This window comes from Megalodesulfovibrio paquesii (assembly GCF_054653055.1).
This window is the reverse complement of the sequence record NZ_BAAIGQ010000005.1, coordinates 1212967-1238587: the sequence shown is the minus strand read 5'-3', so window position 1 is coordinate 1238587 and position 25621 is coordinate 1212967. Positions and strand designations below refer to the sequence as shown.

The window sequence follows — 25621 nt, the reverse complement described above, 5'->3', positions numbered from 1 at the left end:
GCAACCCGGCCTTTGCCACATAACCCGACTGGAGGGGGCTTGGAGGAACTCAGTTCCCCCTGCATCTCTCCTTTTTCATATTTCTCTTCTTACAGGCCCTTGTCCTTGATCATGCCGGCGAGGTCGACCACGCGGCAGGAGTAGCCCCACTCGTTGTCATACCAGGTGACGAGCTTGGCCAGGCCATCGGACTGGACGCGGGTGTATTCTTCCTCGACGATGGAGGAGCGATTGTCGCCCTTGAAGTCGGAGGAGACCAGGGGGCGGGGATTGTAGCCCAGAATCCCCTTGAGGGAACCTTCGGCGGCGTCTTTGAGGGCCTGCCGCAGGGCCTCCGTGGTCATGGGTTTCATGGGCACAAAGGCGAAGTCCACCACGGAGACGGTCACCGTGGGCACGCGAAGGGCGTAGCCGTCCACCTTGCCCTTGAGGTCCGGGATGACCAGGGCCACGGCCTTGGCCGCGCCTGTGGAGGTGGGGACGATGTTCTGGGCGGCAGCGCGGGCGCGGCGCAGGTCTTTGTGGGCCTGGTCCAGGATGCGCTGGTCATTGGTGTAGGAGTGGATGGTGCACATCAGGCCGGAGGAGATGCCGAAGGTCTCGTGGATGACCTTGGCTGCCGGGGCCAGGCAGTTGGTGGTGCAGGAGGCGTTGGAGATGATGACATGCTTGGCCGGGTCATAGAGTTCATGGTTGACGCCCATGACGATGGTGATGTCTTCTTCCTTGGCGGGGGCGCTGATGATGACCTTCTTGGCGCCGGCTTCAATGTGCGCGCGGGCCTTGGGGCCCTGGGTGAACAGGCCAGTGGATTCAATGACGATATCCACGCCCAGATCACCCCAGGGAATGTTCCGGGGGTCCTTTTCCGCAAAGCATTTGATGGCCCAGTCGCCGTAATGGATGGTATTGTCTTCGGCGCGCACTGCTTCGGAGGCGCGGCCGTAGGTGGTATCGAACTCCAGCAGGTGTGCGGAGGTGTTGATGTCGTAGAGGTCGTTGATAGCCACGATTTCAAGATCGCCCTTGCGGCGTTCGTACATGGCCTTGACGACCTGGCGGCCGATGCGGCCGAAGCCGTTGATGCCCACACGCATGGCAGTCATGAGAGTCTCCTGATTAGTCTTCGAAGATGCGGGATTCGAATTTGACGAGCATTTCGTAATCGGTCTTGAGGGCCTGGTGGAGCCGGGCGTTTTCGATGGCCATGGCGCAGAGGTCGGCAATGGCCTGGGCGAATTCGAGCTCCTGCTCATCAAAAGTGCGTTTGGTTTCGGAATACACGCGCATGGCGCCGATGGCCTTGTCTTCCACCATCAGGGGGATGACCAGCACGGAGACGATGCCTTCTGCCTTGGCGGCCTCGCGGTATTGGAAGCGGGGGTCGGTCTGGGCATCTTCCAGGTGAATGGTTTTGCCGGTGGTCGCTTCGCGGTCAACCTGACTTTTTTCCAGGTCAACCGGACCCTTGCGGGTGTAGGTTTCAGAGAGGCCCCATCCGCCGCCGGGCAGGAGGCGCTTTCCAGTACGATCCAGGAGGCGCAGGGTGCAGCCTTTGGCGGCCAGCGCCAGGGCAGCCTGATGCGTGACATCCTTGATGACCCGGCTGGGTTCCAGGCTGGAATTCACGCATTTCGCAACGGCAGTCAACGTTCTAAAGTAGCGCTCGAAGCGGTCCATCTCTCCCTCCTGAAAAAATGTCGTCAAGCGGCTTGGTTGCAGCATCCCGTGCTGAGCAGACAGCGCGGTATCGGGGAAAATCCAAGATGCTGCCCTGAACAATAAGGTGCAAGAGTGACAGCAATATGGCACAGCTGAGAGCAAATATACAATAGAAAATTTGGGGAAATCGAACAACACACCTTGCTTGTATTTCTGTGACAACTTTTGTAAAATCATCATGCATTTGTCACGGAGGGACCCATGAGCGGCGAAAATCAACCTGTGGAAGTGTCTTGTCCCAAGTGTCAACGTACTGAAATCATCTACGTTCCCAAGGAAGAAATGCCCGTCTGCCCCGAATGCAAGGTGCGGATGGTGGTCAAAGAGCTGTTGAAGGAAGGAAAATCCTATTAATTTAACGTGTATTCGTGGAGGCTTTCAATGCGCAAGGCGTTGTTGATGCTGGTGATGGTGCTTGGGCTCGTATCCCAGGCCTGGGCGGCGGACATCGAACTGGCCAAAAAATCCACCCTGGAAGGCATTCTGCAGCGCGGTGAGCTGCGCGTGGGCTTTGAGGCCGGGTACATGCCCTTTGAAATGACCGACAAAAAGGGCGACTTCGTCGGCTTTGATATCGACGTGGCCAAGGAAATGGCCAAGGCCATGGGCGTGAAGTTCGTGCCGGTGAATACTGCCTGGGACGGCATCATCCCCGCCCTGCTCACGGACAAGTTTGACATCATCATGTCCGGCATGACCGTGACCCAGGACCGCAACCTCAAGATCAACTTCGTCTCCCCTTACATCATCGTGGGCCAGACCATCATCCTGAATCCCAAGCACAAGGACACCATCAAGAGCTACAAGGATCTGAACGATCCCAAGTTCACGGTTACCTCCAAGCTGGGCACCACCGGCGAGGAAGCCGCCAAGAACCGCATCCCCAAAGCCACGTACAAGTCCTTTGAATCCGAGCAGGAAGCCTTCCTCGAAGTCGTGAATGGCAAGGCTGACGCCTACGTGTACGACAAGCCCAACCAGGTGGTCCTCATGGCCCAGCAGGGCGCTGCCGCCGGCATGATCTTCCTGGACGAGCCCTTCACCTATGAGCCCCTGGCCTGGGCTGTGAACAAGGGTGACCCGGACTTCCTGAACTGGCTGGAAAACTTCCTCGTTCAAATCAAGAATGATGGCCGGTACGACCGCATCTACAACAAGTGGATCAAGGGTACCGACTGGATCAAGGACATCCAGTAATCCCATATCGTTTTGCAGAGGGGGCCCCCACGCGGGGTCCCCTCCTTTTCATTGTTCTTCAGGGATTGCGAGCCGCCCATGCAACTTTCATCCGGCCTTTCTCCGCGACGCTCCAAGCAATGGTATTATGCATGGTCCGCCGTGTTTATCCTGCTCACCGCAGGATCGATTTTCGGGTTGTATTACGCCACCAAACAGGTGGATTACGTCTGGCGCTGGTATAGAATTCCTCAATATTTCTGGTATGTTGAAGATGTTGAAACCAGGGCCATGATTGATGGCGATGTCGCTTCCGTGGAGCCTGGCGCGGGCGGCACCATCGTCACCGTCAAGGGCCTGGATGGCGACGAGGAACGTTATACCGTTCCGGCTGGCGGGGAAATCCGCGTGAGCCGGGGGGACATGATCAATTCCGGGGATGTCCTCGGCCTGCATGAAGTCCAGCACGTCGGCGTCATGATCGAGGCCGCGTGGCTGACCCTCAAGGTCTCCTTCCTCTCCATTGTCATCGGCATCGGGCTGGGGCTGCTCACCGGTCTGGCCCGGCTCTCGCACAACCCCGCCTTGCGCTGGTCCGCCATCACGTACATCGAACTCATTCGCGGCTCACCGCTTCTGGTGCAGATTTACATCTGGTATTTTGTCTTCGGCACGCTCATCAACCAGCTGCTTGGCAAGTACGGTCTGCCCCAGCCATCGCCCCTCTGGTACGGCGTGGCCTCCATGGCCATGTTCACGGGCGCGTACGTGGCGGAAATTGTCCGCGCCGGGATCCAGAGCGTGCATCGCGGCCAGGTGGAGGCCGCCCGCTCCCTGGGCATGACCTCCTTTGAATGCCTGCGCCATGTGGTGCTGCCCCAGGCCGTGCGCCGCATCCTGCCGCCCCTGGCCGGACAGTTCATCAGCCTGGTCAAGGACTCCTCGCTCCTGGGCATCATCGCCCTGCGGGAGTTGACCAAGGCCACCCGCGAACTTATCACCTCCAATCTGCAGCCCTTCGAGATGTGGTTCATGTGCGCGGTGCTGTATCTGGTGATGACTTTCGCCCTGTCCATGCTGCTGCAATGGTTCGAACGGAAATGGCTCTCCTCATGACACAGACTTCCGCGACTTCCGCAACTGCCGCCCCTTCGGCTGGCCTGGCCACTGGTCCCATGATCCGCGTGGAAGGGATCTCCAAATTCTTCCATCTGCCGCACAAGGTGGTGGCGCTGGACAATGTCAGCGCGGAAATCGTCGCTGGCGAGGTGGTGGTGGTCATCGGCCCCTCGGGCTCTGGCAAGTCCACTTTCCTGCGCTGCCTCAATCGCCTGGAATATGCCGATGAGGGGCACATCTGGATCGACGGCGTGGACATTCTCTCGCCCAAGACCAACATCAATGCCATGCGCGCGGAAACAGGCATGGTGTTTCAGTCCTTCAACCTGTTCCCGCACAAGACCGTGCTGGAGAACATCACCCTGGCCCAGATGGTGGTCAAAGGACGCTCCAAGGCCGAGGCCGAAAAGAAAGGTATGGCCCTGTTGGAGCGCGTGGGCATTCCGGACAAGGCCCAGGCCTACCCGGACCGGCTTTCCGGCGGTCAGCAGCAGCGTGTGGCCATTGCCCGCTCCCTGGCCATGGATCCCAAGGTTCTGCTCTTTGACGAGCCCACCTCGGCCCTGGACCCGGAAATGGTCGGCGAGGTGCTCGACGTCATGCAGAAACTGGCCAAGGACGGCATGACCATGGTTGTGGTGACCCACGAAATGGGCTTTGCCCGCGAAGTGGCACACCGCGTGCTGTTCATGGACCAGGGCCGCATCCTGGAAGAAGGCACGCCCATGCACTTCTTTACCGATCCGCAACACGAGCGGACCAAACTCTTTCTCAGCCAGATTCTCTAGTGCCTGTTATGCAACAGCCGGCCAGACTCTCTGTCTGGCCGGCTGCTCTGTTCCTCTCAAAAAATTCCTCATCTTCGCATCTTCATCCCACGGACGTACTCCCATGCTGCGTTGCTTTCTTCGCGCCAAGATCCACCGCGCCATGCTCACAGGCGCGGACAGAGACTACATCGGCTCCATCTCCATCGACCCCGATCTGCTCCGCGCCGCGGACATTGCCCCCTTTGAACAGGTGGATGTCTATAATGTGGACAATGGCGAACGCCTGACCACCTATGCCATCGAAGGCAAACCTGGCGAGATCTGCCTGAACGGCGCGGCCGCCCTCAAGGGCGAGCCCGGCCAGCGGGTGATCATTGCTGCCTATGGCTATGTGGCCAATGAGGAAATTCCGGCCCTGACTCCGAAAGTGGTGATCTGCGGTCCTGGAAATGTCATGATTTCGCCGCAGTAGCCGCAATTGCCGCAGGATGCGCCGGGCTACATGCCGCCATGCTCGTGCAGCAGCGCCGCCCAGGCGGGGTAGTCGTCCGGCTCCCAGGTCTCGCGGATCCACCAGCGCCAGCGGTCGCGGTCCCCCCCGCGCGCCACGGCGTACAGGGCCAGAAAGGCCGTGGCCCGCATGTTCTTCACACAGTGCACCAGGGTGGCCTGCGGAGCAGCGGGGTCGGTCAGGCTGTCCATGACCTCGTAAAACCGTGTCAGATCGGCTTGGGTGGGTGCGTCCCAGATGACCGGGATATGCACGTACTGCACGCCCTGGGCAGCCAGATGCCCGGCTTCGTCAGGCAGGCTGTAGGACTGGCCGTGCAAGGAGAGGTTGACCACTGTGCGGATGCCTGCTCGGGCGCAGGCGGTCAGCTGGGCTTCGTCCGGATGGGCGGCGCAAAGCACCGCGGAAGAGAAACGCCGGATGGCCGGGATGGCCGCCAGCGCTGCCGGCACTCCCTTCAGACTGGGTTCGGGCAAGGCGGGGCTGCTCATTGGACTCCCATTTCCTTGAAGATGCGGATGATGCCCTCCCGGCCGGGAGAACCCTCCACGCGCTTGTGCACGGAGCCATCGGCCTTGTGAAACACCAGGGTGGGGTAGGCACGGGGCCGGTAGGCGGCGCGAGCGGTGGCATCCTTTTCCGGGTTGACGATGACGATGGCCGCGCGGCCCTCGTATTCCTTCCTGAGCTTGAGCAGCACGGGCTCCAGCTGGCGGCAGGGGCCGCACCAGTCCGTGCTGAGATCCACCAGCGTGGGCATGCCGGAAACAGCATGCCCCCCGCCGGGCACGGCGCTGTCTTGGGAGGAGACGAACACCGGATCGGCAGGGGGCAGCACAAGATCCAACACGAAAAACTTGACCACCACCAGCAGGAAGAGCACGCCCAGCAGGGCCAGCAGACGGGTATGCGGCATGTACTGTCCCCTCCTTAGGGACGGCTCCTCCCGCTCAGACACGGCATGGCGAGGGGATGGTCAGGCCCTCGCCTCCGCCCAACGGATTATTGCTTCTTTTTCGACTGCCCCTCCTTGTTCTTCGGAGCAGGCTTCTTTGCGGGTTGCGCGCCCTTTTCGGCAGCCGCATTGGCCGCGGCGTCCTCGGCTTCTTCCTTGGCCGCATCCACTGCAGCCGGCAGGATCAGGCGGTCCGTGATGTTGTTCTTGATCCAGCTCGAATCCCACCATTCGATGGGTGATACCGGCACGCCGGACACATACATGCCAAAGTGCAGGTGATCGCCCAGGGCCATGCCGGTAAAGCCGGTTTTGCCAAGCACCTGGCCCTTGGTCACGCGGTCGCCTTCCTTGACGTGCATTTCGCTCAGGTGGGCATACATGCTCTGCAGGCCCATACCGTGATCCAGCATGATCATGTACCCGTAAATGCCCAGGTATCCAGCAAAAACCACCACCCCATGGTTGCCTGCCGGCACGGGGGCGTTGGCTGTGGAGGCGATATCCTGCCCCATGTGCGTCTGCTGGTCCACTTCCTGGCCATTGTAAATATAAGTCCGGTGGTCGGCAAAGCGGGCCATGGGCGCACCGGGCATGCGCCGGAAGGCGCCGGACCAGAGGGGCAGGGCGGTGGTCTTCAGCCCGATCTCCTGCAACACCTTTTCGTTGGCCGCCCGCACTTCGCGGTTGGCCCGCACGTACCGCTCCAAAGCCGAATACTGGCCCGGCACCTGGCTGGCGAACTCGCTGTCTATCTTGTTGATCAGATTGTCGGAGACATTGATGGTATCCCGCCGGAATGTCCGCGGAATGGCATTGAGCGAGAAAGCCCCCACGGCGCGGTTGCCGGCGGCGTCTTCCGCAAACAGGACAGGATGGAAATCCTTGGCGTCCATGTCATGCGGAAACGCGAAGAAACAGGCAAACTTGCCGTTGCCTTGCTCATAGCCGGGGAAGAACCGGTCGCCCACCTGCACCCCGGAACGAGCCGGCGGCTCGTTCACTGTATACACCACCAGTCCGGGGCCGCCCTGGCGCACATAGTGCTGCGTGCTTTGCACGGAAACGGTGGGTTTGATGGTATCCATCAAATGCTTGCGGGAAATTCGCTCCACGTTGCCCTGGCCAAAGCCGGCAAAAGACGCGTCGCTCACAGCCACGTCGATGGTCACGTCGCCGTCGGGCAGCTTGAAGGCTTCCAGGGTGAAGGGTTCTTCCACAGATCGGGGTGCGCCTTCGTAACGCTTGTCCAGAATGGTGTAGGTCTGATTGCCGGAGGTGACGGCGATGGACATGCGCCGAATGCCGGATTGGGCGTCCGCAGCGCGCACCCGCAGGGGCAGGGACGGCGAGACGAACGCCGTCAGCGGTTCAAGGGCGATTTCAGGGTTGGTACGGTCGTGGAACAATAGCCAGATACCGCCTCCCACAGCTGCTGAAGCCAGGAGGACCAGAACAAGCAAAGCAGAGAGTTTCACAAGCAGGATAGGGCCTTAGAAGGGAAATTCGTCTGGCTGGCTGGCCGCGAACAAGTTCTCGTCCAAGGACTTGGTTTGCATCCGCTCCATGGTGTCCATGAGCTTGATGGCAAGTTTCAGAAAATCGGACTCGGTGATGATGCCGCGCAGGGCCTTGTCTTCCACCACAGGCAGGCAGCCATACTTGTGGTTGAGCAGCAACTCCGCGGCCACACGCAGGGAGGTCTGGCTGGTGACGGTGGTCACGTCACGCCGCATGATCTCGTTGAGGGGGATGCCGGCGTCAATCTCTTCCTGCACGCTTTTGTCCACCTCGGCAAACTTGGAGATAGTGGCGGCCAGCATGTCGCGATGCGTCACCAGTCCGAGGAAGACATTGTTGTCGTCCACCACCGGGATGTGCCGGATGCGCGCCAGGGTCATCATGGAACGGGCAGTCCGCAGGGAGTCCGTGCGCTTGAGCGTGAACAGCTCAGTGGTCATCAGATCGCCGACAGTTAGCATGACACTGGCATCCTTGGCGTTATTCGATTGATATCAACGAGACATGCCATATGCGGCATGATGGCATAGATGCTGCCGCCGTGCAAGAGCGGGTGGATATTCTGACTGAATGTTTATCCATTTCAAACACACAGGCCCACCAACGCCAGATGAGGCCAGGGGCGGATGCTCTTGACGTTCCATAAAAAATCTGCTCTTCCAAAAGGGATATGCGCTTCCTGCCTGCATCAGCAATTCAGCCGACCGTGACAACCTAGGGCTCTTTTCGGTGCGATCCCCGGATCTCAAACGCAATCGCGAACGCATGGTGCGCGAGCAGATTGAAGCCAGAGGTGTGCAGAACCCCCTGGTGCTTCAGGCCATGCGAACCGTGCCCAGGCATCTGTTTGTGCAGGAGGCCCTGCGTTCCCAGGCATACGAAGACCATGCCCTGCCCATCAATTACGGCCAGACCATCTCACAGCCTTACATCGTCGGACTGATGAGTGAAATTATCGAGCCGGCTCCGGGCATTTCCGTGCTGGAAATTGGCACCGGTTCCGGGTATCAGGCTGCCGTGCTGGCCGAGATGGGGATGGAGGTCTCCAGTGTGGAGCGGATTAAGGAACTGCACTTCTCCGCTCGCAAGATCCTTGACTACCTGAAATATTTCAAGGTCCGCCTCAAGCTGGACGACGGCACTGTGGGCTGGGCAGAATACGCACCCTTCGACCGCATCCTCGTCACCGCTGGCGGGCCGGAAATTCCTGAACCGTTGGTCGATCAGCTGGCGGATCCAGGCATCATGGTCATTCCCGTTGGTCGCAACCGCCGCCAGCAGGTGCTGGTGGTCATCCGCAAGCAACACGGCAAAACCACCCTGGAGCGGCGCGGAGGGGTGGCGTTTGTCGATCTGGTCGGCACGCACGGCTGGTAAGCCGCACCTGCCGCCTGCCCCGGCTCACTTCACTTTCATCTGAACCCGAGAACTGCATGAAACTGTTTCAGTCCTGGATGGAACGCATCTGGCGTATTGCGGATTCGGCCGGTGCGGAGCGGGCTCTGGCCATCGTCTCCTGCATCGAGTCCATCTTTTTTCCCGTGCCGCCAGATCTGATGCTCATTCCCATGTGCCTGGCCAACCGGACCAAGGCCTTCCGGTATGCAGGCATCTGTCTGGGCGCTTCCATCATCGGTGGAGTGGTCGGCTACATAATTGGCTATTACTTCATGGAAATGATAGGCCAGCCCATTGTTGAATTCTACCATTTTGAGCAGCAGATTCTCAAAATTGAGCAATGGTACAATACCTATAGCGCCTGGGCCGTGGCCATTGCCGGGCTCACACCAGTGCCGTATAAAGTCTGCACCCTGACGGCGGGAATGTTCAAGATCAGCTTCCCCATTTTTCTTGTTGCGTCGGTACTGGCGCGTGGCTTGCGGTTCTTTGCCGTGGCCGGGCTGATCTATGTGTATGGTGAAAAGGTTCGTTTCTTTCTGGAAAAGCGGTTCGATCTTGTGCTCCTGATCAGCGCGGTGCTGGTGGTGCTCGGATTCGTGGCCGTGAAGTTCATGTAGCGCCTGGCACCAGGCGCAGAATGGAGGTGGTCCCATGAGCGACTGCAGCAGCTGTTCTTCCAAGCAAAGCGTTGGCGGCATCGATGACAAGATGCTGAAGCAGAATACGGCCATTGCCGACACCCTTTCCCGCATCCGCTACAAGCTGTTTGTCATGAGCGGCAAGGGGGGGGTGGGCAAGAGTTCCGTCACGGTGAATCTGGCCGCCGTGCTGGCGAAGATGGGCTTCAAGGTGGGGATCATGGATGTGGACATCCACGGCCCCTCGGTCCCGGCCATGCTCGGCCTGGGCAGCGGGCTGGAGACCGGGCCGGACCAGCGCATTCTGCCCTCGCAGTACAATGAGCGCCTGAGCGTGGTCTCCATGGACTCGCTGCTCAAGGACCGCAATCAGGCGGTGCTCTGGCGCGGCCCGATGAAGCATTCGGCCATCCGCCAGTTCATTGCCGACGTGAACTGGGGTGAGCTGGATTTTCTGGTCATCGATTCGCCTCCAGGCACGGGCGATGAGCACATGACCGTGCTCAAGACCATTCCCGACGCGCTCTGTGTGGTGGTGACCACGCCGCAGGAAGTCTCCCTGGCCGACGTCCGCAAGGCCATCAACTTCCTGCAATACGCCAAGGCCAACATCCTCGGGGTGGTGGAGAACATGAGCGGACTGTGCTGTCCGCACTGTGGCGGGGAAATCAGCCTGTTCAAGAAGGGCGGCGGGTTCACGCTGGCCGAACATTACGGGCTGCCGTTCCTGGGCGCCATTCCGCTGGATCCCTCCACCGTGGTGGCTGGCGACCGCGGCGCTCCCGTGGCCCTGCTTGAGGAAGACTCCCCTGCCAAACGCGCCTTCACCGCCCTGGCTGCCACCGTGGCGCGCGCGGTGTCGGACAGCCTGGAGGCCGCGGCCACCATTCACAGCTGAATCCCGCGGCAAGGAACAGACGTATGAATCTGGCAAACAAGATCACCCTGGCCCGCATTGCTGCCGTGCCGGTCCTTATCCTGCTGTTGCACTGGCCTTCGCGCTGGACATGTGTCCTGGCGGCCGTCGTGTTCGTGGCAGCAGCCATTACGGATACCCTGGATGGCCGCATTGCACGCGCCAGAAACCTGGTCAGCAATCTGGGCAAGTTCCTGGATCCGCTGGCGGACAAGCTCCTGACGCTCTCGGTGCTGGTGATGATGACCAGCCTTGTGGATGCGGAGGGACGCAACTGGATTCCAGCCTGGGCCGTGGTGGTGATCATGGCCCGGGAACTGGCTGTGACCGGGCTGCGAGCCGTGGCCATGGAGCAGGGAATGGTGCTTGCGGCGGATGTGTTCGGCAAGATCAAGACTGTGTTACAGTGCGTGGCCATTGTTCCGCTATTGGTGCATTACCCCGTATTCGGCCTGGACCCGCGTCCCTGGGGCGAGGCGTTATTGTACATTGCGCTTGCCATGACAGTGTTTTCCGGTGTAAACTACTGCTATAGCATGCGTGCTTTGTGGTCCAAGGAAGAGTGACGCGCTGCAACAATCTGGGCAATTGAACCCGGCAAGTGCATGTCCATGTTGCGCCGTTTCCGGCAAGCCGCAAGGAATCAGGGACATTACGAGGGAAGGCCGAGGATGGAAGAGGAACAGCGCAAATCCCTGCAGATGCGATTGACAAATTGCCTGCAGACCATCCTCGACCTGGAACCCGAGCTGGAGCGCCTGGAGCTTTCGGAAATGTTGCTGCAGGAATACAATGTCCTGAAGTCTTTCATGAATAACGTCAACAGCGTAGAGCTGGATGAACAGGACGTGCAGCGCATCGAGGAAGCCACGGCGAGTTTTTTGTCCGAGCTCAAGGCCCCGCTGTCCTTGTTGCGCAAGGAAACGCTTGGCCCCCCCGGCACGCCCGGGGTGCGTGGGCGCATGCAGTAAGCCATCGTCGATGGCAGGGGCCCAAGGTTCGCAAGAGCCGCGCCGCAGTGTGCGGCATGGCACGTGACATTTCCATCCTGATGCTGGCAAGGAGCGGGCCATGCCCTGGAACAGACTGTTGGGCGTTGCTTTGGTGGCGGTGAATCTGGTGCTGGGCTACAGCCTCTTTGCCGGCGAGCACGGGCTCTTCTCCTATCTGGAGCTGCGTGGTCGCCAGGCCGAACTCGCCCAGCGCAAGGCCGCCATCGACGAAAAAAGCCTGGCGCTCTCCAATGAAATCCGCCTGCTGAAGGAAGATCGCGTGTACATCGAAAAAATCATCCGTCAGCAGCTCAACTACATCAGGCCCAACGAGGTGCTGTACCTCTTCCCCGGTCCGGAAGAAACCGACGCAGGAGCCGTACGCCATGCAAGCCAAAATTGAGTGGTTCAAGGAAATTCTGGAACTGGACCCGTCCTCCAAGGTCTTTTTCCCCTTGGCCAAACTGTTGGCGGAAGCAGGGCAGCCTCACGAGGCGCTGGAGCTGCTGCGGGAAGGCGCGGCGCGGCATCCGGATTTTCTGGAAGCACGTTTCTTTTTTCTTGAACTGTGCGCCAGGGTCGGGGATGATGACACGGTTGCGGAAGAAGCAGGCTATCTCGGAGAAATCCTTGGCCGATACCCGCTGTTCTGGAAGGCCTGGGCCCAGAATCTGGCGCGGCGCCCCGAAACTCGCGATGCCGCCCTGGCCCTGGATTTCGTCTCCGTGCACTTCACTGGCGCGCCCGTGAGCTGGGGCGAGGTGATCCAGCGCGGGCTCGAAGGGCTGTTCCACAATCACCAGACCACCCTGCCATTCAGCGGCGAGACAGACACCTTCCTGCACCGTCCCAAGCCAGCCGAGGCCAAACAGCCGACGACGGTCGAAACCAGGCCAGTCCACCCCCCGGTGGCCGTTGAAGCGCCGCCCGCTGTTGCCGTGACGATGCAGCCGGAGCCCCCTCTCGTTGAGGAAGATCTGACGCCCGAACCGCCTGTCGATACAGCCGAACTGCAACCAGCGGAACCCGCGCCGCAGCCCCGGCCGGCTGACGAGGTGTTTTCCATCCGCACCCGGACCATGGCCCGCCTGCTGGCAGAGCAGGGCGACTATGACGGTGCCCTGGAGATTTATCGCGAACTGCTGGCCAAGGCTCGGGACGATGCAGAGCGTGAAGAGCTGGATGCCATCATCGAACGCATGCAGCTCATGATGCGGGATGGCCCGGACGTGGCGGCAAATGCCGAGCCCGCGCCGCGGCCGGTGCCTGACGAGATGGACGCCTCGCAGACTGCAGCCCCGTTGCCGGAAGAGGCAGTCCTTGAACCGGCAGTGCCTGAACCCACCGCACCAGACCACTCGGACCTCGTTGCCGATACAGCCCCAGCGCTTCCGCAGGCTGAACCGATGCTGGTTGCAGGAGCAGGGGGCGTTGCCTCCGTGCCAATTGCTCCGGCCATGCCCCTGGCCCCAGTATCCAGCCCGCCGCCATCCGCTGCCGCGCCTCGGCCCACCAAGCGCTCTTCCCGCAGTGCCCTGGAGCGGCTGGCCCTCCGGCTGGAACGACGTGCCGGACGGTGACAAGACAGCCGGGATCGACGCGGACGATGACGGTGTGGACAATGATGATGCCAACGCAGGCCGGCATCGTTGTTCCTCATTGACACCGTGAAATAGTTTGGTTTTCTAGATGAAGGCCGCCTCCGCGGAACTGTCTCTGCGTCCAGCACCCAACACGAGAAAGGCCGATCCGCTGCCACGGCTCGCACAGCTGGGGAGGGTGCCGCCTGCGTCGGCTGGCGCGTTCCGGGGCCTGGGGCGGTTTTCTTTTTTTTGCTTGTGCTGTACACAAGTTCCAGCTATCCGCGGCACAGGTCTTTACGCGGCTGCCGTCTCGGGCTAGGGATGCAGCTTGCCGGCGCGTGCCGCAGGCGCATTCAAATCATGACATCCAGGTCCAACGAGGTGATTCGTTGCTGCTCGCACATTCCCGCCCAGAAAAACGTGTCTGGTATTCTTGCACAAAACGCGCCCTCGCCAAGGCCGCTCTGCCCATGCTGCTCGTTGGCGGTTGTCTGACGTTTGCCGCCTGCTCTGCCATTCCGGATTCGGTCACCGGTTCGGTCAAGGGCACCATGAAGTCTGGCACCCAGATGTGGAAGGACATCATGGAGCCCAGGCCGGAGATATCCTTGGATCCCAGTGAATTCGGCGAGGCGCAGGAACGCAAGCTGGCCTCGCTGCTCAAGCCTGTGGATGAACAGGTCTATCAACTTACCGTCTACATGGATGGCGAAGACAAGCTGCCGCCTGAATCCTGGTTCCGCCGTTTGTTCGAGCGGTTCTCCTGGATCAGCGGGGTGATGGTGCTGGACCGTTTCGGCAACGTGCAGTTCCAGCATCCGGTTGATTTTTCCAAACCCGTGGACACTGCGGCGTTGATCGCCCTGGGCGACATGACCGAAAAGGAACGCAAGCGCTGGGAAGAATACAGCGAAAAGGTGCGCGAGGAACGCGCCAGGGGCAAAGGCGGGGACGAAAACGCCACCGCCGAGCCCGAGACTGCGCCCGTCTGGCTGGATCACAAGGTCCGGGCCATGAGCAACGACTCCTCCATGGGGCCGGAAATCTTCCTGGCCCAGCCCGTGTTCCGCAAGAACGAATTCGACGGGCTGGTGGTGGTGCACTTCGATCCGCGTAATCTGCTCAAATTCTGCCCGACACCTGACGAACTTATGATCATGACCCAGAAGCAGGTCATCTGGACCAGTAAATACCACGATGCCGCGGCCTCCCTTGCCACCGTGCCCTGGTCTGAGGTGCTGGCCAACGAAGTGTACGGCAGTCTGCGGGTGAATGATCGCAATTTTTACTGGTTGGGACGTGATATCGGCCGGTTTTCTCTGATTTACGCCACGGCCGAGCCCACCGAGGAAGAAACCGCCCCGCCTGCCGCGACGGAGGGTACTGCGGCGCCTGCTCCAGAACCAGCTCCGGAGGCCTCCGCTCCGGCGCAAGGGACGGCTGGCGAATAGGCCGCAGCAAGCATACGGTTGGCCCAGGGGCGTATTGAACCATATTTCCGGCAAGGATTCGGCAGAAGGAGGCGCGTTCATGGCGCACAGCAATCAAGTCACGGTGACGGAACATCTGCTATACCATCAGCAGCAATCGCCCCAGGCCACCGGGCGGTTCACCAATCTTTTCAATGATCTTATCCTGGCCGCCAAAATCATCTCCCGTGAGGTGAACAAGGCCGGTCTGGTGGATGTGCTCGGCTTCACCGGTGACATCAATGTGCAGGGCGAGCGGGTCAAAAAGCTCGACGAATACGCCAATGACATCATCATCCACCGCATGGAACGCTCCGGCGTGCTCTGTGCCATGGCCTCCGAAGAGAATGCGGAGATGATCGTGGTGCCGGATAAATTCAAGCGAGGCGAATACATCCTTATTTTTGATCCGCTTGACGGCTCCTCAAATATTGATGTGAACGTCAATATCGGCACAATCTTCTCGATCCTGCGCCGCAAATCCCCGGCCATGCAGGAGGTCACCCTGGGCGACATGCTGCAGTCCGGCGTGGAGCAGGTAGGTGCGGGCTACTTCCTCTATGGCACTTCCACCATGATGGTGTACACCACTGGCCAGGGTGTCTATGGCTTTACCCTGGACCCCAGCGTGGGCGAGTTCCTGCTCTCGCATCCCGATATCCGCATCCCCGAGCAGGGCAAAATTTACTCCGTCAACGAAAGTTACTGGCATTATTGGGATGAGCCCACACGGGAAGTCGTCTCCTGGTTCAAGGGTACGGACAATCCCCGCAGCCAGCCGCATAGCCTGCGGTACATCGGCTCTCTGGTGGCAGACTTCCACCGCACCTTGCTCTATGGCGGCATCTTCATGTACCCCATGGACTATCGCGACCCCAAACGCCCCCGCGGCAAGCTGCGGCTGCTTTGCGAAGCCAGCCCCATGGCCATGCTGGCCGAACAGGCTGGCGGTCTGGCCACGGATGGCCTGCGTCGTATCCTCGAAATCGAACCCACGGAACTGCACCAGCGTGTGCCCCTGTTCGTGGGCTCAGAGTATGATGTGCGCAAGGTTTCGGAAATTTATCGAAAGCATGCCCAGAAAGAAGGCGCGGACAACCAGCGCAGCATCTGAGCCCAGTGAATACGACCGCACTCCGCGTGCTGGGAGTGGAAACCTCCTGCGATGAAACGGCCCTGGCCCTGGTGGACTACACCCCGGCCGGGGCCAGGCTGCTCGGGGAGGCCCTGGCCACCCAGGCACCGGTGCATGCCTTGTTTGGCGGCGTGGTGCCGGAAATTGCCTCCCGCGAGCATCTGCGCCTGCTGCCGCAGCTTTTTGAACGCCTGTTACAGCAGACCGGCATTTCCCCGGCCAGTATCCAGGGAGTCGCTGTGGCGCGCGGGCCCGGCCTGCTGGGGGCGCTGCTTTCCGGTGTCAGCTTTGCCAAGGGGGTTGCCTTGGGGCTGGATACTCCTTTGATCGGCGTCAATCACCTGGAAGCCCACCTTCTGGCCGCGGGACTGGATGGGGCGCTGGCATTGCCAGCCCTGGGGCTGCTGGTCTCCGGCGGGCATACGGAACTGATTCGTCTGGAGCCCGATCCGCAGGGTGGCGCCTACCCCATTTTCACCCAATTGGGCCGGACTCTGGATGACGCCGCAGGGGAAGCTTTTGACAAATGCGCCAAAGCCCTTAACCTTCCATATCCAGGCGGCGCATGCCTGGACCGGCTGGCAGCTCTGGCCTCGGATGCCGACACGGCAGCAGGCCCCTTCAGTCCGCCGTATGTGGAGAATGACAATCTGGATTTCAGCTTCAGTGGGTTGAAGACTGCTGCCACAGTCGCCATTCAGAAGCGTCCGGCCTTGCGACGCAGTGCGCCGCGCACCATGCAGCAGGCACTGGAAGACGGCCGTGCGGAGCCGGAATTGGCAAGGTTTTGCCAATCGTTCAACCGCGCCGTGGCCCAGGCTTTGGAAATCAAGACCCGCCGGGCGCTGGAACGCCAGCCCGCAGTTCGGAGCCTCATTCTGGCAGGCGGGGTGGCCGCCAACAGCATGGTCCGGGAACGGCTCGCCGCATTGGCGCAGGAACGGCAGCTGGGCTTTACGGCGCCACGACCGGATCTGTGCACGGACAACGCGGCCATGGTGGCCTATGCCGGCGCCTTACTGTTGGCTTCCGGCTGCCATCACGGTCTGGACCTGGAAGCAATCCCTCGCGGCCGTGCTGTACCCAGGGATTACAGCCGACATGGAAAAGCTGACATCCATGCCATGTGACGGGGTTTTTCTTGACACGGAATGCGCCTGACACTAGGTTGCAGTCTGATCAGAAGGCGCACAAGCTGCGCAAGATTTTATGCATCGTCCTTACTGATGCGGGGTTACGAGACTCGCACCAACCGCAAATACCTTTGCCGTCGAAGGAGAAAATCATGGCCCTTCAGGTGACCGACGCGAATTTTGAAGAAGAAGTGTTGAAATGCGATCTGCCTTCCCTGGTGGATTTCTGGGCTCCCTGGTGCGGCCCCTGTCGCGCCATGGGTCCTGTGATTGATGAAATGGCGCAGGAGTATGCCGGCACGGTGAAAATCGCCAAGATGAACGTGGACGAAAACCCCGCCACGCCCAGCAAATACGGTATCCGCGCCATCCCCACGCTGATTCTGTTCAAAGGTGGCGAAGTGGTGGAACAGATCACCGGTGCTGTCTCCAAGAGCAGCATCAAGGAAATGCTCCAGTCCAAGGCGCTGTAACCACTGCCCGCAGCAGGCCTTATGAAAAGCTATGACTGCGTTGTCATAGGGGGCGGCCCCGCAGGAATCACGGCCGCCCTCTATCTTTTGCGCGGCGGCGCCAAGGTGGCGCTGGTGGAAAAACTCGCCCATGGCGGGCAGACCCTCCAGACTGCCGAGATCGAGAACTACCCAGGATTCCCCAATGGGATCAAAGGGTATGAACTCGCAGATCTCTTTCACGCCCACCTTGGCAAGTACCCTCACGACCTGTACCGCGAAGAGGTCCGTGCCCTGGAACCCGAACCGGGCCGGCACCGCATTCTGGTGGGTGATGAGTGGCTGCAGACTCGCGCCCTGATCATCGCTTCCGGCGCACAGTACAAGCGGCTCGGCCTGCCTCGGGAAGAAGAGTTCATCGGCCGTGGCGTCTCTTTCTGCGCCTTGTGCGATGGCAACTTCTTCCGCGGGGAGGAAGTGGCGGTGGTGGGCGGCGGCAATGCGGCGCTGGAAGAAAGCCTGTACCTTGCCCGCATTGTCAAAAAAGTGCACCTCATCCACCGGCGCGACGCGTTTCGTGGCGAACGGTGTTTTCAGGATCGCTGCCTGGCCGACCCCAATATCAACATCATCTACAACTCTGTTGTGGAAGATATTGTGGGAGATGGCAAGGTGGAGGGTCTGCGGCTTGCCAACGTCAAGACCGGCGAGACGTCCATTCTCGATGTGGCAGCCATGTTTGTGTTCATTGGCTTTGTCTCGCAGGCCAAGTTCGTTCCCCCGGCGCTCGATGTGGATAAAGACGGTTTTATTCACACGGATGTCGAGATGCGCACCAAGGTGGAAGGCATCTTCGCCGCAGGTGATGCCCGCGTGAAACTGTGCCGTCAAGTGGTCACCGCAGTGGGCGATGGCGCCACTGCGGCTCATTCTGTCCAGCTCTATCTGGGATAACTATGCGTCATTCTGTTCTGCGTCTGCGCGCCTTCGTGTCGACGGCGCTGCTTCTGGCGACCCTGGCCGGCGTTTCCGCCTGCGGGATCATCGACACTGTGTACCTCCCCGTTTCCGAAGACACCGCCCAGGACCTCTGGGAGGCCGGCAACGACGCCATGAACGCCACGGACTACTATTCGGCGGCCGTGTTTTATACAAAGCTGAAGGACCGGTTCCCCTTCAGCCCGTATACCGTTCGCGCCGAACTGGCCCTGGCCGACGCCTACTACCTGAACAAGGACTACCTTGAGGCCATGGGTGCGTATCTCGAATTCGAGAACCTGCATCCACGGCACGAGGAAATTCCATACGTGTTGTTCCAGATTGGCCGTTCCGGTCTGGCCACCTTCACCAGCATCGACCGGCCGCAGCAGCCTGTTGCCGAAGGGCAGGAGTACCTGGAACGACTGGTTGAGCAGCACCCGGATTCCCAGTATGCCCAGGAAGCAGTCCAGCTCATCGCCGAATGCCGGAGCATCCTGTGCAAGCGCGAACTGTTTGTGGCGGATTTTTACTTCCGCACCGAGCAGTTTGGCGGCGCCTGGAAGCGCTACCAGTATGTGGCGGAAAACTATCCGGAACTGCTGGATCTTGCCGACTATGCCCGCAAACAGTCCGAGCTTTCCTACCTGCGGTTCCAACAGGCCCAGTCCGAAAAGGAACGCCGCAAGGATCAGGGATACTGGAAGGAAGAGTATTTCTACTGGCTCTAGCCCAGCATGACGAAAGCAGCCGGACCAGCGTGTGCCCAGGGACGCCATGAGCGTTCCAGACGCAGCTGGTCCGGCAACACGACTGCCACAACGCCCATTGCGCGAGGAGCCCCGGAATGCAAGACACCCTCATCCTGCCGGAATGGATGCAGAAACGCCTGGTTTCGGACGATGACTTCGCCACGGCGTACCACGAAATTGTGCCGCACCGTCGGGCGTTGATCAAATCCGCCATCGCCAGACTGCACGCCCTGATGGGCGAGCGCCGGACTTCCAGCCGGTCCACCGCCACGGCCCTGGACGCCGGCATGCGCGCCATCACCTGGGAGGTGCGAGTGGACACCCTGGTGCTGGCCCTGCCGCCCGGTTTCTCCAGCCCGGCCCAGCTGCTGGCAGTGGTTGTCCCGGCGCAGCTGGCCGGCGTCCGCGATATCCTGGTGGTGCATCTGCGCGACGACTCTGAAGACGATTCCGCAGAAGCCCCCCCCGCTGCCGCGCCCAGACATCCCGCCATCGCCCCCTCCATTCTGGCTGCCCTGGAGCTGGCTGGTGTGGAAACCTGTCTGGATCTGGCTATTTCCGAATTTGCCGAGCTGCCGCCCCTGCTTGACGAGGCCGGGCAGTGGGGCGCCTTCATCACTTTGGAATCCGGATGCAGCGTTGTGTCCGACTTCCTGCAGCAAAGCACGGAACAGCAGGAAATTCATTGCTGGTTCGATGCCGAGGATGACCTTTCCCTGGACGATCTCCGCTGGCTCTATGGCGATCAGGTCCCGGTCTACTGCTGGGGCGCTGTCCCCAAGTTGCTGCCTTTGGGGATGGAAAAGGTCGATGGCACGGCGGAGCAGTTCCAGGCCGTGGACAAATTTCTGGCCCTGGCGCCGGAGGGCCAACTCACTGAGTTGGGCACCTCCTCGCATTTGGCCTGTTCGCCTGATGCCCTTGGGTTGTGGATCTGGCCCGGCCTGACGCCAGACACCTTCTTTACCACCCGGCGCACGATCATCGGCTAGCGGCCATCACAATTGGCCGATGTGGCCAAGCCTCTGCCCGGCCATGTCAGGGATGCTGTGGGCTGACAGAGAAACTGTTCTTTTCTCCTTTGAGCGCATGATGGGAGAGGACTTGGGGGCGTCCTTTCTCTGCCCCGGCGTCCCCCGAGAAGGTCGAGTCCATCCTGCCATGACCAAACGGTCCGCCGCCCAGCTTTCAGCCATCAAACGGCTGCGAAACATCGGCATCATCGCTCACATCGACGCCGGCAAGACCACCTTGTCCGAGCGCATCCTCTTTTACACCCACAAGATCCACCGTCTTGGCGAAGTCCATGAAGGCACTGCCGCCATGGACTATCTCCCGGAGGAACAGGAACGCGGCATCACCATCGTTTCCGCCTGCACCCGGGTCCTGTGGCGCGATCACGTCCTCAACCTCATCGACACTCCCGGTCATGTGGACTTTACCATCGAGGTCGAACGTTCCCTGCGGGTTCTGGACGGCGCTGTGGGCGTCTTCTGCGCCGTGGGCGGGGTGGAGCCGCAGTCCGAAACGGTCTGGCGGCAAAGCGAGAAATTCGCCATCCCCAAGCTGGCCTTCATCAACAAAATGGATCGCCCTGGGGCTGACTTTGCCGCGGTCCTGGGTCAGATGGAGCGCATTTTGAGCGCCCGGCCCCTGGCCCTGCAAATTCCCTGGGGCAGCGAGCAGGATCTGCGCGGAGTGATTGATATCGTGGGCATGCAGCTGCTGACCTTTGACGAGGCCAGCCGCGGGGAACGGGTGGAAGCCACCCCCCTCGAAGACGCCGATCCTGCCTTGCGGGACCTGGCCATGCCCTGGCGCGAAAAGCTGGTGGAAACCCTGGCCGACGCGGATGAAACCCTCCTGGACGACTACCTTTCCGGCGTGGTGCTGGATGTGCCTCGTCTGCAGGCCCTCATCCGTGCCGGCACGCTGGCCCGCCACTTCACCCCGGTCTTCGCCGGCTCGGCCCTCAAGAACATCGGGGTGCAGCCATTGTTGGACGGCGTTGCAGCCTATCTTCCCAGCCCGGCGGAAACCCCTGCGGCCGAAGGGATAGATCCCGCAACCAACACCAGAATCCGCTGTGACCATTCCCCGGATGCCCCCCTGGCCGGACTCGTGTTCAAGTTGCAGGTCGAATCAGGCCATCGCCTGGCACTGTTGCGTCTCTATTCCGGGACACTGCACGAGGGCGACACCGTCTACAACACCATCCAACGCAAGGATGAGCGGGCGCAACGCATCTTTCATCTGCATGCGGACCATCGCGAGCAACGTCCCGACGCAGTGGCCGGCGAAATCGTGGGGGTGCTGGGGCTGAAGTTCGCCAAAACCGGTGACACGCTTTGCGCCAAGGGCCATCCTGTCATCCTGGAGCGCATCGCCGACTACCAGCCGGTCATTTCCATGGCCCTGGAGCCTCGCAATGCCGATGAAAGCTCCAAGTTGGACGAAGCGCTGGAAAAATTTCTTGCCGAAGACCCGACCCTGCGCCTGGAGCTCAACGAGGAGACCGGCCAGCGCCTGGTTTCCGGCATGGGCGAGCTGCACCTGGATGTACTGCTGGAGCGCATCCGCCGGGAGTTCGGCATTGCCCCGCGCGCCGGCACGCCGCAGGTGCTGCACATGGAAACCGTGGCTGCTCCCGGCGAGGGGCGCGGTGTCTTTGACCGGGAATTGGGCGAGGTCCGTCACGCTGGCGAGGTTCGCATTGCGGTGGAACCCACCTCGCGCGGTGCGGGCAATGTGGTGCGCTTTGAGCTGGACACCACCACCTGGCCTCAGCCGCTGGTGGAGGCTGTCTCCCAGGGTGTGGAGGACGCCATGCAAAGCGGGCCACTGCAGGGGTATCCGGTGCGCGATGTCAAGGTCCGCATTCTGGAACTGGCGCGCCGTGAAGGCATCGGCACCCCGCCGGGCTTTCACATGGCCGCTCAGGCCGCATTGCGGGAAGCTTTCCGTGCAGCCACACCACGCCTGCTGGAGCCGGTGATGCGCGTGGAAATTGCCCTGCCGGAAGAATATGTAGGGGAGGCGGTGGGACTGCTGGCCACCAAGGGCGGTCGCGTGGAAGTCATCCTGGACCGCGGTGGCCAGAAAGTCGTGCAGGGACTGGCCGGTATGGGGCGGCTCTTCGGTTTTTCCACGGCCCTGCGCTCAGCCACTCAGGGACGCGCCGGGCTGACCATGCAGTTCCTGCGTTTCGATATTCTGGAATAACCTTTACATATGGCACTCATGCACGAACCGCATCCCCCCCGTGCGTCCTCGGCTGCGGCCAATGGAACCGCAGGTCCCCAGCGCCGCACCTCCTACATCACCCGCAGCAAGCGGTTTGCCCGCCATTCCTGGCTCAAGCTGTTGCGGCTCAAAACCTCGGCACATTCCATCGCCCTGGGCTCGGCCATCGGGATATTCATCGGCTTTTTGCCAATTATCCCGTTCCAGTCCGTGGCGGCCATCGCCCTGGCATTCATCTTCAGGGCCAACAAATTCGCGGCCTGGATCTTCACCTTCATCTCGAATCCGGCAAACATGGTGCCCTTTTACGCCATGCTGTTTTTTGTGGGCAAGTTCGTCACTCCTTTTGATGGGTTGGTCTTCGATCCGAACAACCTGGCCATGAAGGAGCTGCTGGAGAAAGGCCTGGAGTTTTTCATCGTCATGGTTGCCGGCGGGGTGATTCTGGGTGTGCCCGCCGCCGTGGTGACCTATCTGATCGTGCTCAATGCGGTGCTTGGCTACCGCAAGCGTCGCGCCGCCCGGCTGCTGCGCCGCCTGCACGCCGAAGAGACCATCGGGCTGGAGTAGCCGCGCATGCATGATGCACACGAAACCGAGCCACGGCTGCACCAGCGTTCCCCACGGGCCAAGAAGTCCCTGGGGCAGCATTTTCTCCATGATGTGAACACGGCCCGGCGCATTGCCGGGTTGTTGGAAATCACCCCTGAAGACACGGTGCTGGAGATTGGCCCCGGCACCGGCGCGCTCACCCGCCATCTGCTGGCCGCCGGACCGCACCGGCTGCTGTGCCTGGAAAAGGATCGCGACCTTGCCCCCCGGCTCAAGGTGGAGCACCCGTCCATTGATCTTATCCTCATGGACGCCATGCAGGCGCCCTGGCCCCAGCTCGGTACCGGGCTTCCCGGCCTGAAAATTGCCGGCAACCTGCCGTACAACGTAGCCTCGCCTATGATGTGGGATTGTATTTCCCAGACCCCGGGATACGATCGCGCCGTATTCATGATCCAGAAGGAAGTGGCCAAACGCATTGTGGCCACACCGGGCGGCAAGGAGTATGGTGCCCTCAGTGTCTGGCTGCAGACCTTTGCCACGGTGGAGTACGCCTTTACCGTGGGGCCCGGCGTGTTCAGCCCCCGGCCCAAAGTGGATTCGGCCGTCATCATTTTTCGACCAAAAATTCAACCGCTTCAGGGTGTTTCTGCAGCGGCGGTGGCAGCGGTGATCCGCCGCTGCTTCCAGCAACGGCGGAAGCAATTAGGAACAATATTGAAGGGTTGTATAGACAACACCCTGGAAGAAGTTCTGAAGGAGCGAGGGATTTCCCTGACTTCCCGACCGGAAACCCTCGGGGTGGAGGACTTTCTGGCCCTGGCAAAATGTCTGGGAACGCGCATTGCTCCTTGACTTGGCTCTGAAAATCCTGTTTTAGAACTTCATTGCGTACGCCAAGCAAGGCCTCCATTGAGGATTCCATATCTGTCGAATTTGATTTTGATTGATACCTGTTCTCTGCGCAGGGGGAACTTGCGCGAAAGGAGAATGGGCTTGGTGGTGGCATAGGGCAGGCGGCTCAAACGCATGCTGGGGGCGCTGCGATGGTCGCGGCTGGTGCCCGGCGTGCAGTACAAGAGAGCCTCAGGGTTGAACCAGGAGAGGAGTAGTCTCATGACCAAGGCTGATCTGGTGGAAAAAATGGCAGAAAAGGCAAACCTTACCAAGGCCAATGCTGAGCGGGCCTTGAACGCCTTTCTGGAATCTGTTGAAGCCACACTGGTGAAGGATGGCAAGTTGACCCTCACCGGTTTTGGCACTTTCCTCGTGGAAAGCCGTCAGGAACGCAAGGGTCGCAATCCCCGCACCGGCGAAGAAATCACCATTCCTTCCTCAAAGGTGGTGAAGTTCAAGCCCGGCAAACTTCTGAAAGACTCCATCAAGTAGGAGAGCGCCATCATGATGCAGCACGGTGAATCCATCCACAGCATGCTTCCCTGGGATCTTCCTTGGTGGGCCCCTGACCATGTCGTCTTCTTCGGGGTCCTGTACATTGTGCTGGGCATTGTCGGCACCGGCGTTGGCATCGTGGTGCTCAAGTCCATCTGGGATACCTGGATCAGCAAAAAAGCCCACCATCACTAGGCCATTCCCCAGATTTTTGGCAGCGCCGGAACATCCATCTGGATGCCGGCGCTGCTTTTCTTCCCACTGCAAGTTTTTTCGCTTGCCATTCTTCGGGCTTGTTGCTATCAAAACCCCCTTACCACATGAGGGCGCTTTCATCGTCGCCCTGCGAGGGAGGTGATGACTTTTGCCCGGCGTGTATCTCGACGAATCTGATCATTTCGACATCGCCCTGCGTCGTTTCAAGAAGCAGGTGGAAAAGGCTGGCGTTCTCTCCGAATTGAAGAAGCGGCAGCACTACGAAAAGCCCAGCGTCATGCGCAAGAAGAAGAAGGCTGCCGCCCGCAAGCGGCTCCTGAAGAAGATGCGCAAGATGAATGCCTCCTAACGTCGTTCAAAGGTCCCAGTTGGGCGGGATGCGACGCGTCTCGCCCAACTGTGCGTCTTGCAGCCCTGATGCGTGCAGGACGCGCGACCTGCGGCGTGCTGTTGGATTCTCCGTCGCGTCGCCTGCTCATCTTTCATTCCCAACCTGATGCAGCACGGTCCGGCCCTGTGGCCTCCGTCGGTCTAGAAGGCAGTTCTCCATGAGCCTTACCCAACGCATCGAGCAGGAATATCTGGCCGCCTACAAGGCCAAGCAGGAAACCGTTCTCCTTACCCTGCGCGCCGTGAAGACATCCTGCAAACTCAAGCAGGTGGAACTCAAGCGCCCCCTGGAAGACGCCGATGTCCTCGGCGTGCTCCAAAAGGAAGCCAAGCAGCGTCAGGAAGCCATCGACCAGTTCACCGCCGCCAATCGCCAGGATCTGGCCGACAAGGAGGCTGCGGAACTGGTGGTGCTCAAGTCTTTTTTGCCCGAAGCCATGTCCGAGGAAGCGCTCGCCGCAGTGGTGGACGAAACCATCGCCCGCCTTGGCGCCGCCTCCATCCAGGATATGGGCAAGGTCATGCAGACAGTCATGGCCGAGCACAAAGGCAAGGTGGACGGCAAGGCCCTATCCGCCCTGGTCAAGGCACGTCTGCAACACTAG

The 25621-nt window shown here is 60.5% G+C and carries 32 protein-coding genes; 26 read left to right on the top strand and 6 right to left on the bottom strand.

Translation table 11 applies throughout. The annotated features are described in order from the left end of the window. Positions 1-89 precede the first annotated feature (89 nt). Positions 90-1106, bottom strand: coding sequence for a type I glyceraldehyde-3-phosphate dehydrogenase (gene gap, locus ACYQ00_RS12200; protein WP_460032375.1), 1017 nt, complete (start codon positions 1104-1106; stop codon positions 90-92). A 13-nt stretch (positions 1107-1119) separates the two neighbouring features. Next, positions 1120-1680 carry a GAF domain-containing protein gene (locus tag ACYQ00_RS12195; RefSeq protein ID WP_460032374.1) on the bottom strand — a complete coding sequence of 187 codons (561 nt, stop codon included), beginning with the start codon at positions 1678-1680 and terminating at the stop codon, positions 1120-1122. Between the two features lie 243 nt (positions 1681-1923). Here ACYQ00_RS12195 and ACYQ00_RS12190 point away from each other — a divergent pair, with 243 nt between their 5' ends. The 5 genes from ACYQ00_RS12190 (at position 1924) to panD (ending at position 5259) form a co-directional block, all read left to right on the top strand. After that, positions 1924-2076, top strand: coding sequence for a hypothetical protein (locus ACYQ00_RS12190; RefSeq protein ID WP_460032373.1), 153 nt, complete (start codon positions 1924-1926; stop codon positions 2074-2076). 27 nt (positions 2077-2103) lie between these two features. Next, a complete protein-coding gene (locus ACYQ00_RS12185; RefSeq protein ID WP_460032372.1) occupies positions 2104-2919 on the top strand; it encodes a transporter substrate-binding domain-containing protein in 816 nt (271 codons plus the stop codon). A 78-nt stretch (positions 2920-2997) separates the two neighbouring features. Beyond that, positions 2998-4014: an amino acid ABC transporter permease gene (locus ACYQ00_RS12180; protein ID WP_460032371.1), complete on the top strand. Its 1017-nt coding sequence runs from the start codon at positions 2998-3000 to the stop codon at positions 4012-4014. Positions 4015-4073: 59 nt separating this feature from the next. After that, positions 4074-4805, top strand: a complete 732-nt coding sequence (locus ACYQ00_RS12175) for an amino acid ABC transporter ATP-binding protein (RefSeq protein ID WP_460032533.1) — start codon at positions 4074-4076, stop codon at positions 4803-4805. A gap of 103 nt (positions 4806-4908) precedes the next feature. Further along, entirely contained in the window at positions 4909-5259 is a 351-nt protein-coding gene (gene panD, locus ACYQ00_RS12170; RefSeq protein ID WP_460032370.1) for an aspartate 1-decarboxylase, read from the top strand. Positions 5260-5285: 26 nt separating this feature from the next. On the opposite strand, the gene ACYQ00_RS12165 is transcribed toward panD, so the two are convergent. From ACYQ00_RS12165 to ACYQ00_RS12150, 4 genes are all read right to left on the bottom strand, one after another. Further along, complete coding sequence (locus tag ACYQ00_RS12165) at positions 5286-5789, bottom strand: protein tyrosine phosphatase family protein (RefSeq protein ID WP_460032369.1); 504 nt, start codon at positions 5787-5789, stop codon at positions 5286-5288. Further along, positions 5786-6214 carry a thioredoxin family protein gene (locus ACYQ00_RS12160; RefSeq protein WP_460032368.1) on the bottom strand — a complete coding sequence of 143 codons (429 nt, stop codon included), beginning with the start codon at positions 6212-6214 and terminating at the stop codon, positions 5786-5788. Before ACYQ00_RS12160 ends, ACYQ00_RS12165 begins: the two co-directional genes overlap by 4 nt. A gap of 86 nt (positions 6215-6300) precedes the next feature. Next, the gene (locus ACYQ00_RS12155; RefSeq protein WP_460032367.1) at positions 6301-7662 is read right to left on the bottom strand and encodes a M23 family metallopeptidase; all 1362 of its coding nucleotides are present in this window, start codon (positions 7660-7662) and stop codon (positions 6301-6303) included. Positions 7663-7746: 84 nt separating this feature from the next. After that, the gene (locus ACYQ00_RS12150) at positions 7747-8235 is read right to left on the bottom strand and encodes a CBS domain-containing protein (RefSeq protein WP_460032366.1); all 489 of its coding nucleotides are present in this window, start codon (positions 8233-8235) and stop codon (positions 7747-7749) included. 268 nt (positions 8236-8503) lie between these two features. Here ACYQ00_RS12150 and ACYQ00_RS12145 point away from each other — a divergent pair, with 268 nt between their 5' ends. The 21 genes from ACYQ00_RS12145 (at position 8504) to ACYQ00_RS12045 (ending at position 25621) form a co-directional block, all read left to right on the top strand. After that, positions 8504-9151, top strand: a complete 648-nt coding sequence (locus tag ACYQ00_RS12145) for a protein-L-isoaspartate(D-aspartate) O-methyltransferase (RefSeq protein ID WP_460032365.1) — start codon at positions 8504-8506, stop codon at positions 9149-9151. A 56-nt stretch (positions 9152-9207) separates the two neighbouring features. Next, a complete protein-coding gene (locus ACYQ00_RS12140; protein ID WP_460032364.1) occupies positions 9208-9792 on the top strand; it encodes a YqaA family protein in 585 nt (194 codons plus the stop codon). Positions 9793-9826: 34 nt separating this feature from the next. Next, entirely contained in the window at positions 9827-10711 is an 885-nt protein-coding gene (locus ACYQ00_RS12135) for an Mrp/NBP35 family ATP-binding protein (protein WP_460032363.1), read from the top strand. Between the two features lie 23 nt (positions 10712-10734). Then, positions 10735-11295, top strand: a complete 561-nt coding sequence (pgsA, locus tag ACYQ00_RS12130; RefSeq protein WP_460032362.1) for a CDP-diacylglycerol--glycerol-3-phosphate 3-phosphatidyltransferase — start codon at positions 10735-10737, stop codon at positions 11293-11295. Positions 11296-11400: 105 nt separating this feature from the next. Further along, positions 11401-11700 carry a hypothetical protein gene (locus tag ACYQ00_RS12125; RefSeq protein WP_460032361.1) on the top strand — a complete coding sequence of 100 codons (300 nt, stop codon included), beginning with the start codon at positions 11401-11403 and terminating at the stop codon, positions 11698-11700. Between the two features lie 100 nt (positions 11701-11800). Next, a complete protein-coding gene (locus ACYQ00_RS12120; protein ID WP_460032360.1) occupies positions 11801-12124 on the top strand; it encodes an FtsB family cell division protein in 324 nt (107 codons plus the stop codon). Continuing rightward, positions 12108-13301 (top strand): tetratricopeptide repeat protein, encoded by a 1194-nt coding sequence (locus ACYQ00_RS12115; RefSeq protein ID WP_460032359.1) that lies wholly within the window; start codon positions 12108-12110, stop codon positions 13299-13301. Before ACYQ00_RS12120 ends, ACYQ00_RS12115 begins: the two co-directional genes overlap by 17 nt. Positions 13302-13774: 473 nt before the next feature. Beyond that, positions 13775-14755: a hypothetical protein gene (locus ACYQ00_RS12110; protein WP_460032358.1), complete on the top strand. Its 981-nt coding sequence runs from the start codon at positions 13775-13777 to the stop codon at positions 14753-14755. A 79-nt stretch (positions 14756-14834) separates the two neighbouring features. Beyond that, complete coding sequence (fbp, locus tag ACYQ00_RS12105) at positions 14835-15887, top strand: class 1 fructose-bisphosphatase (protein ID WP_460032357.1); 1053 nt, start codon at positions 14835-14837, stop codon at positions 15885-15887. 5 nt (positions 15888-15892) lie between these two features. After that, positions 15893-17038: a tRNA (adenosine(37)-N6)-threonylcarbamoyltransferase complex transferase subunit TsaD gene (gene tsaD / locus ACYQ00_RS12100; protein WP_460032356.1), complete on the top strand. Its 1146-nt coding sequence runs from the start codon at positions 15893-15895 to the stop codon at positions 17036-17038. Positions 17039-17193: 155 nt separating this feature from the next. Then, positions 17194-17514 carry a thioredoxin gene (gene trxA, locus ACYQ00_RS12095; protein ID WP_021761258.1) on the top strand — a complete coding sequence of 107 codons (321 nt, stop codon included), beginning with the start codon at positions 17194-17196 and terminating at the stop codon, positions 17512-17514. Positions 17515-17535: 21 nt separating this feature from the next. Next, positions 17536-18447 carry a thioredoxin-disulfide reductase gene (trxB, locus tag ACYQ00_RS12090; RefSeq protein WP_460032355.1) on the top strand — a complete coding sequence of 304 codons (912 nt, stop codon included), beginning with the start codon at positions 17536-17538 and terminating at the stop codon, positions 18445-18447. Positions 18448-18449: 2 nt separating this feature from the next. After that, complete coding sequence (locus ACYQ00_RS12085; RefSeq protein WP_460032354.1) at positions 18450-19202, top strand: outer membrane protein assembly factor BamD; 753 nt, start codon at positions 18450-18452, stop codon at positions 19200-19202. Between the two features lie 116 nt (positions 19203-19318). Beyond that, a complete protein-coding gene (locus ACYQ00_RS12080; protein WP_460032353.1) occupies positions 19319-20215 on the top strand; it encodes a hypothetical protein in 897 nt (298 codons plus the stop codon). Between the two features lie 169 nt (positions 20216-20384). Continuing rightward, on the top strand, positions 20385-22445 hold the full coding sequence (gene fusA / locus ACYQ00_RS12075) for an elongation factor G (RefSeq protein WP_460032352.1): 2061 nt from the start codon (positions 20385-20387) through the stop codon (positions 22443-22445). Between the two features lie 9 nt (positions 22446-22454). Continuing rightward, positions 22455-23036 carry a DUF2062 domain-containing protein gene (locus ACYQ00_RS12070; RefSeq protein ID WP_460032351.1) on the top strand — a complete coding sequence of 194 codons (582 nt, stop codon included), beginning with the start codon at positions 22455-22457 and terminating at the stop codon, positions 23034-23036. A gap of 6 nt (positions 23037-23042) precedes the next feature. Then, complete coding sequence (gene rsmA / locus ACYQ00_RS12065; protein ID WP_460032350.1) at positions 23043-23873, top strand: 16S rRNA (adenine(1518)-N(6)/adenine(1519)-N(6))-dimethyltransferase RsmA; 831 nt, start codon at positions 23043-23045, stop codon at positions 23871-23873. A gap of 261 nt (positions 23874-24134) precedes the next feature. Continuing rightward, positions 24135-24407: an HU family DNA-binding protein gene (locus ACYQ00_RS12060; RefSeq protein WP_460032532.1), complete on the top strand. Its 273-nt coding sequence runs from the start codon at positions 24135-24137 to the stop codon at positions 24405-24407. Positions 24408-24422: 15 nt separating this feature from the next. Beyond that, entirely contained in the window at positions 24423-24605 is a 183-nt protein-coding gene (locus tag ACYQ00_RS12055) for a hypothetical protein (protein WP_460032531.1), read from the top strand. Positions 24606-24774: 169 nt separating this feature from the next. Further along, the gene (rpsU, locus tag ACYQ00_RS12050; protein WP_021761249.1) at positions 24775-24975 is read left to right on the top strand and encodes a 30S ribosomal protein S21; all 201 of its coding nucleotides are present in this window, start codon (positions 24775-24777) and stop codon (positions 24973-24975) included. A gap of 199 nt (positions 24976-25174) precedes the next feature. After that, a complete protein-coding gene (locus ACYQ00_RS12045; RefSeq protein ID WP_460032349.1) occupies positions 25175-25621 on the top strand; it encodes a GatB/YqeY domain-containing protein in 447 nt (148 codons plus the stop codon).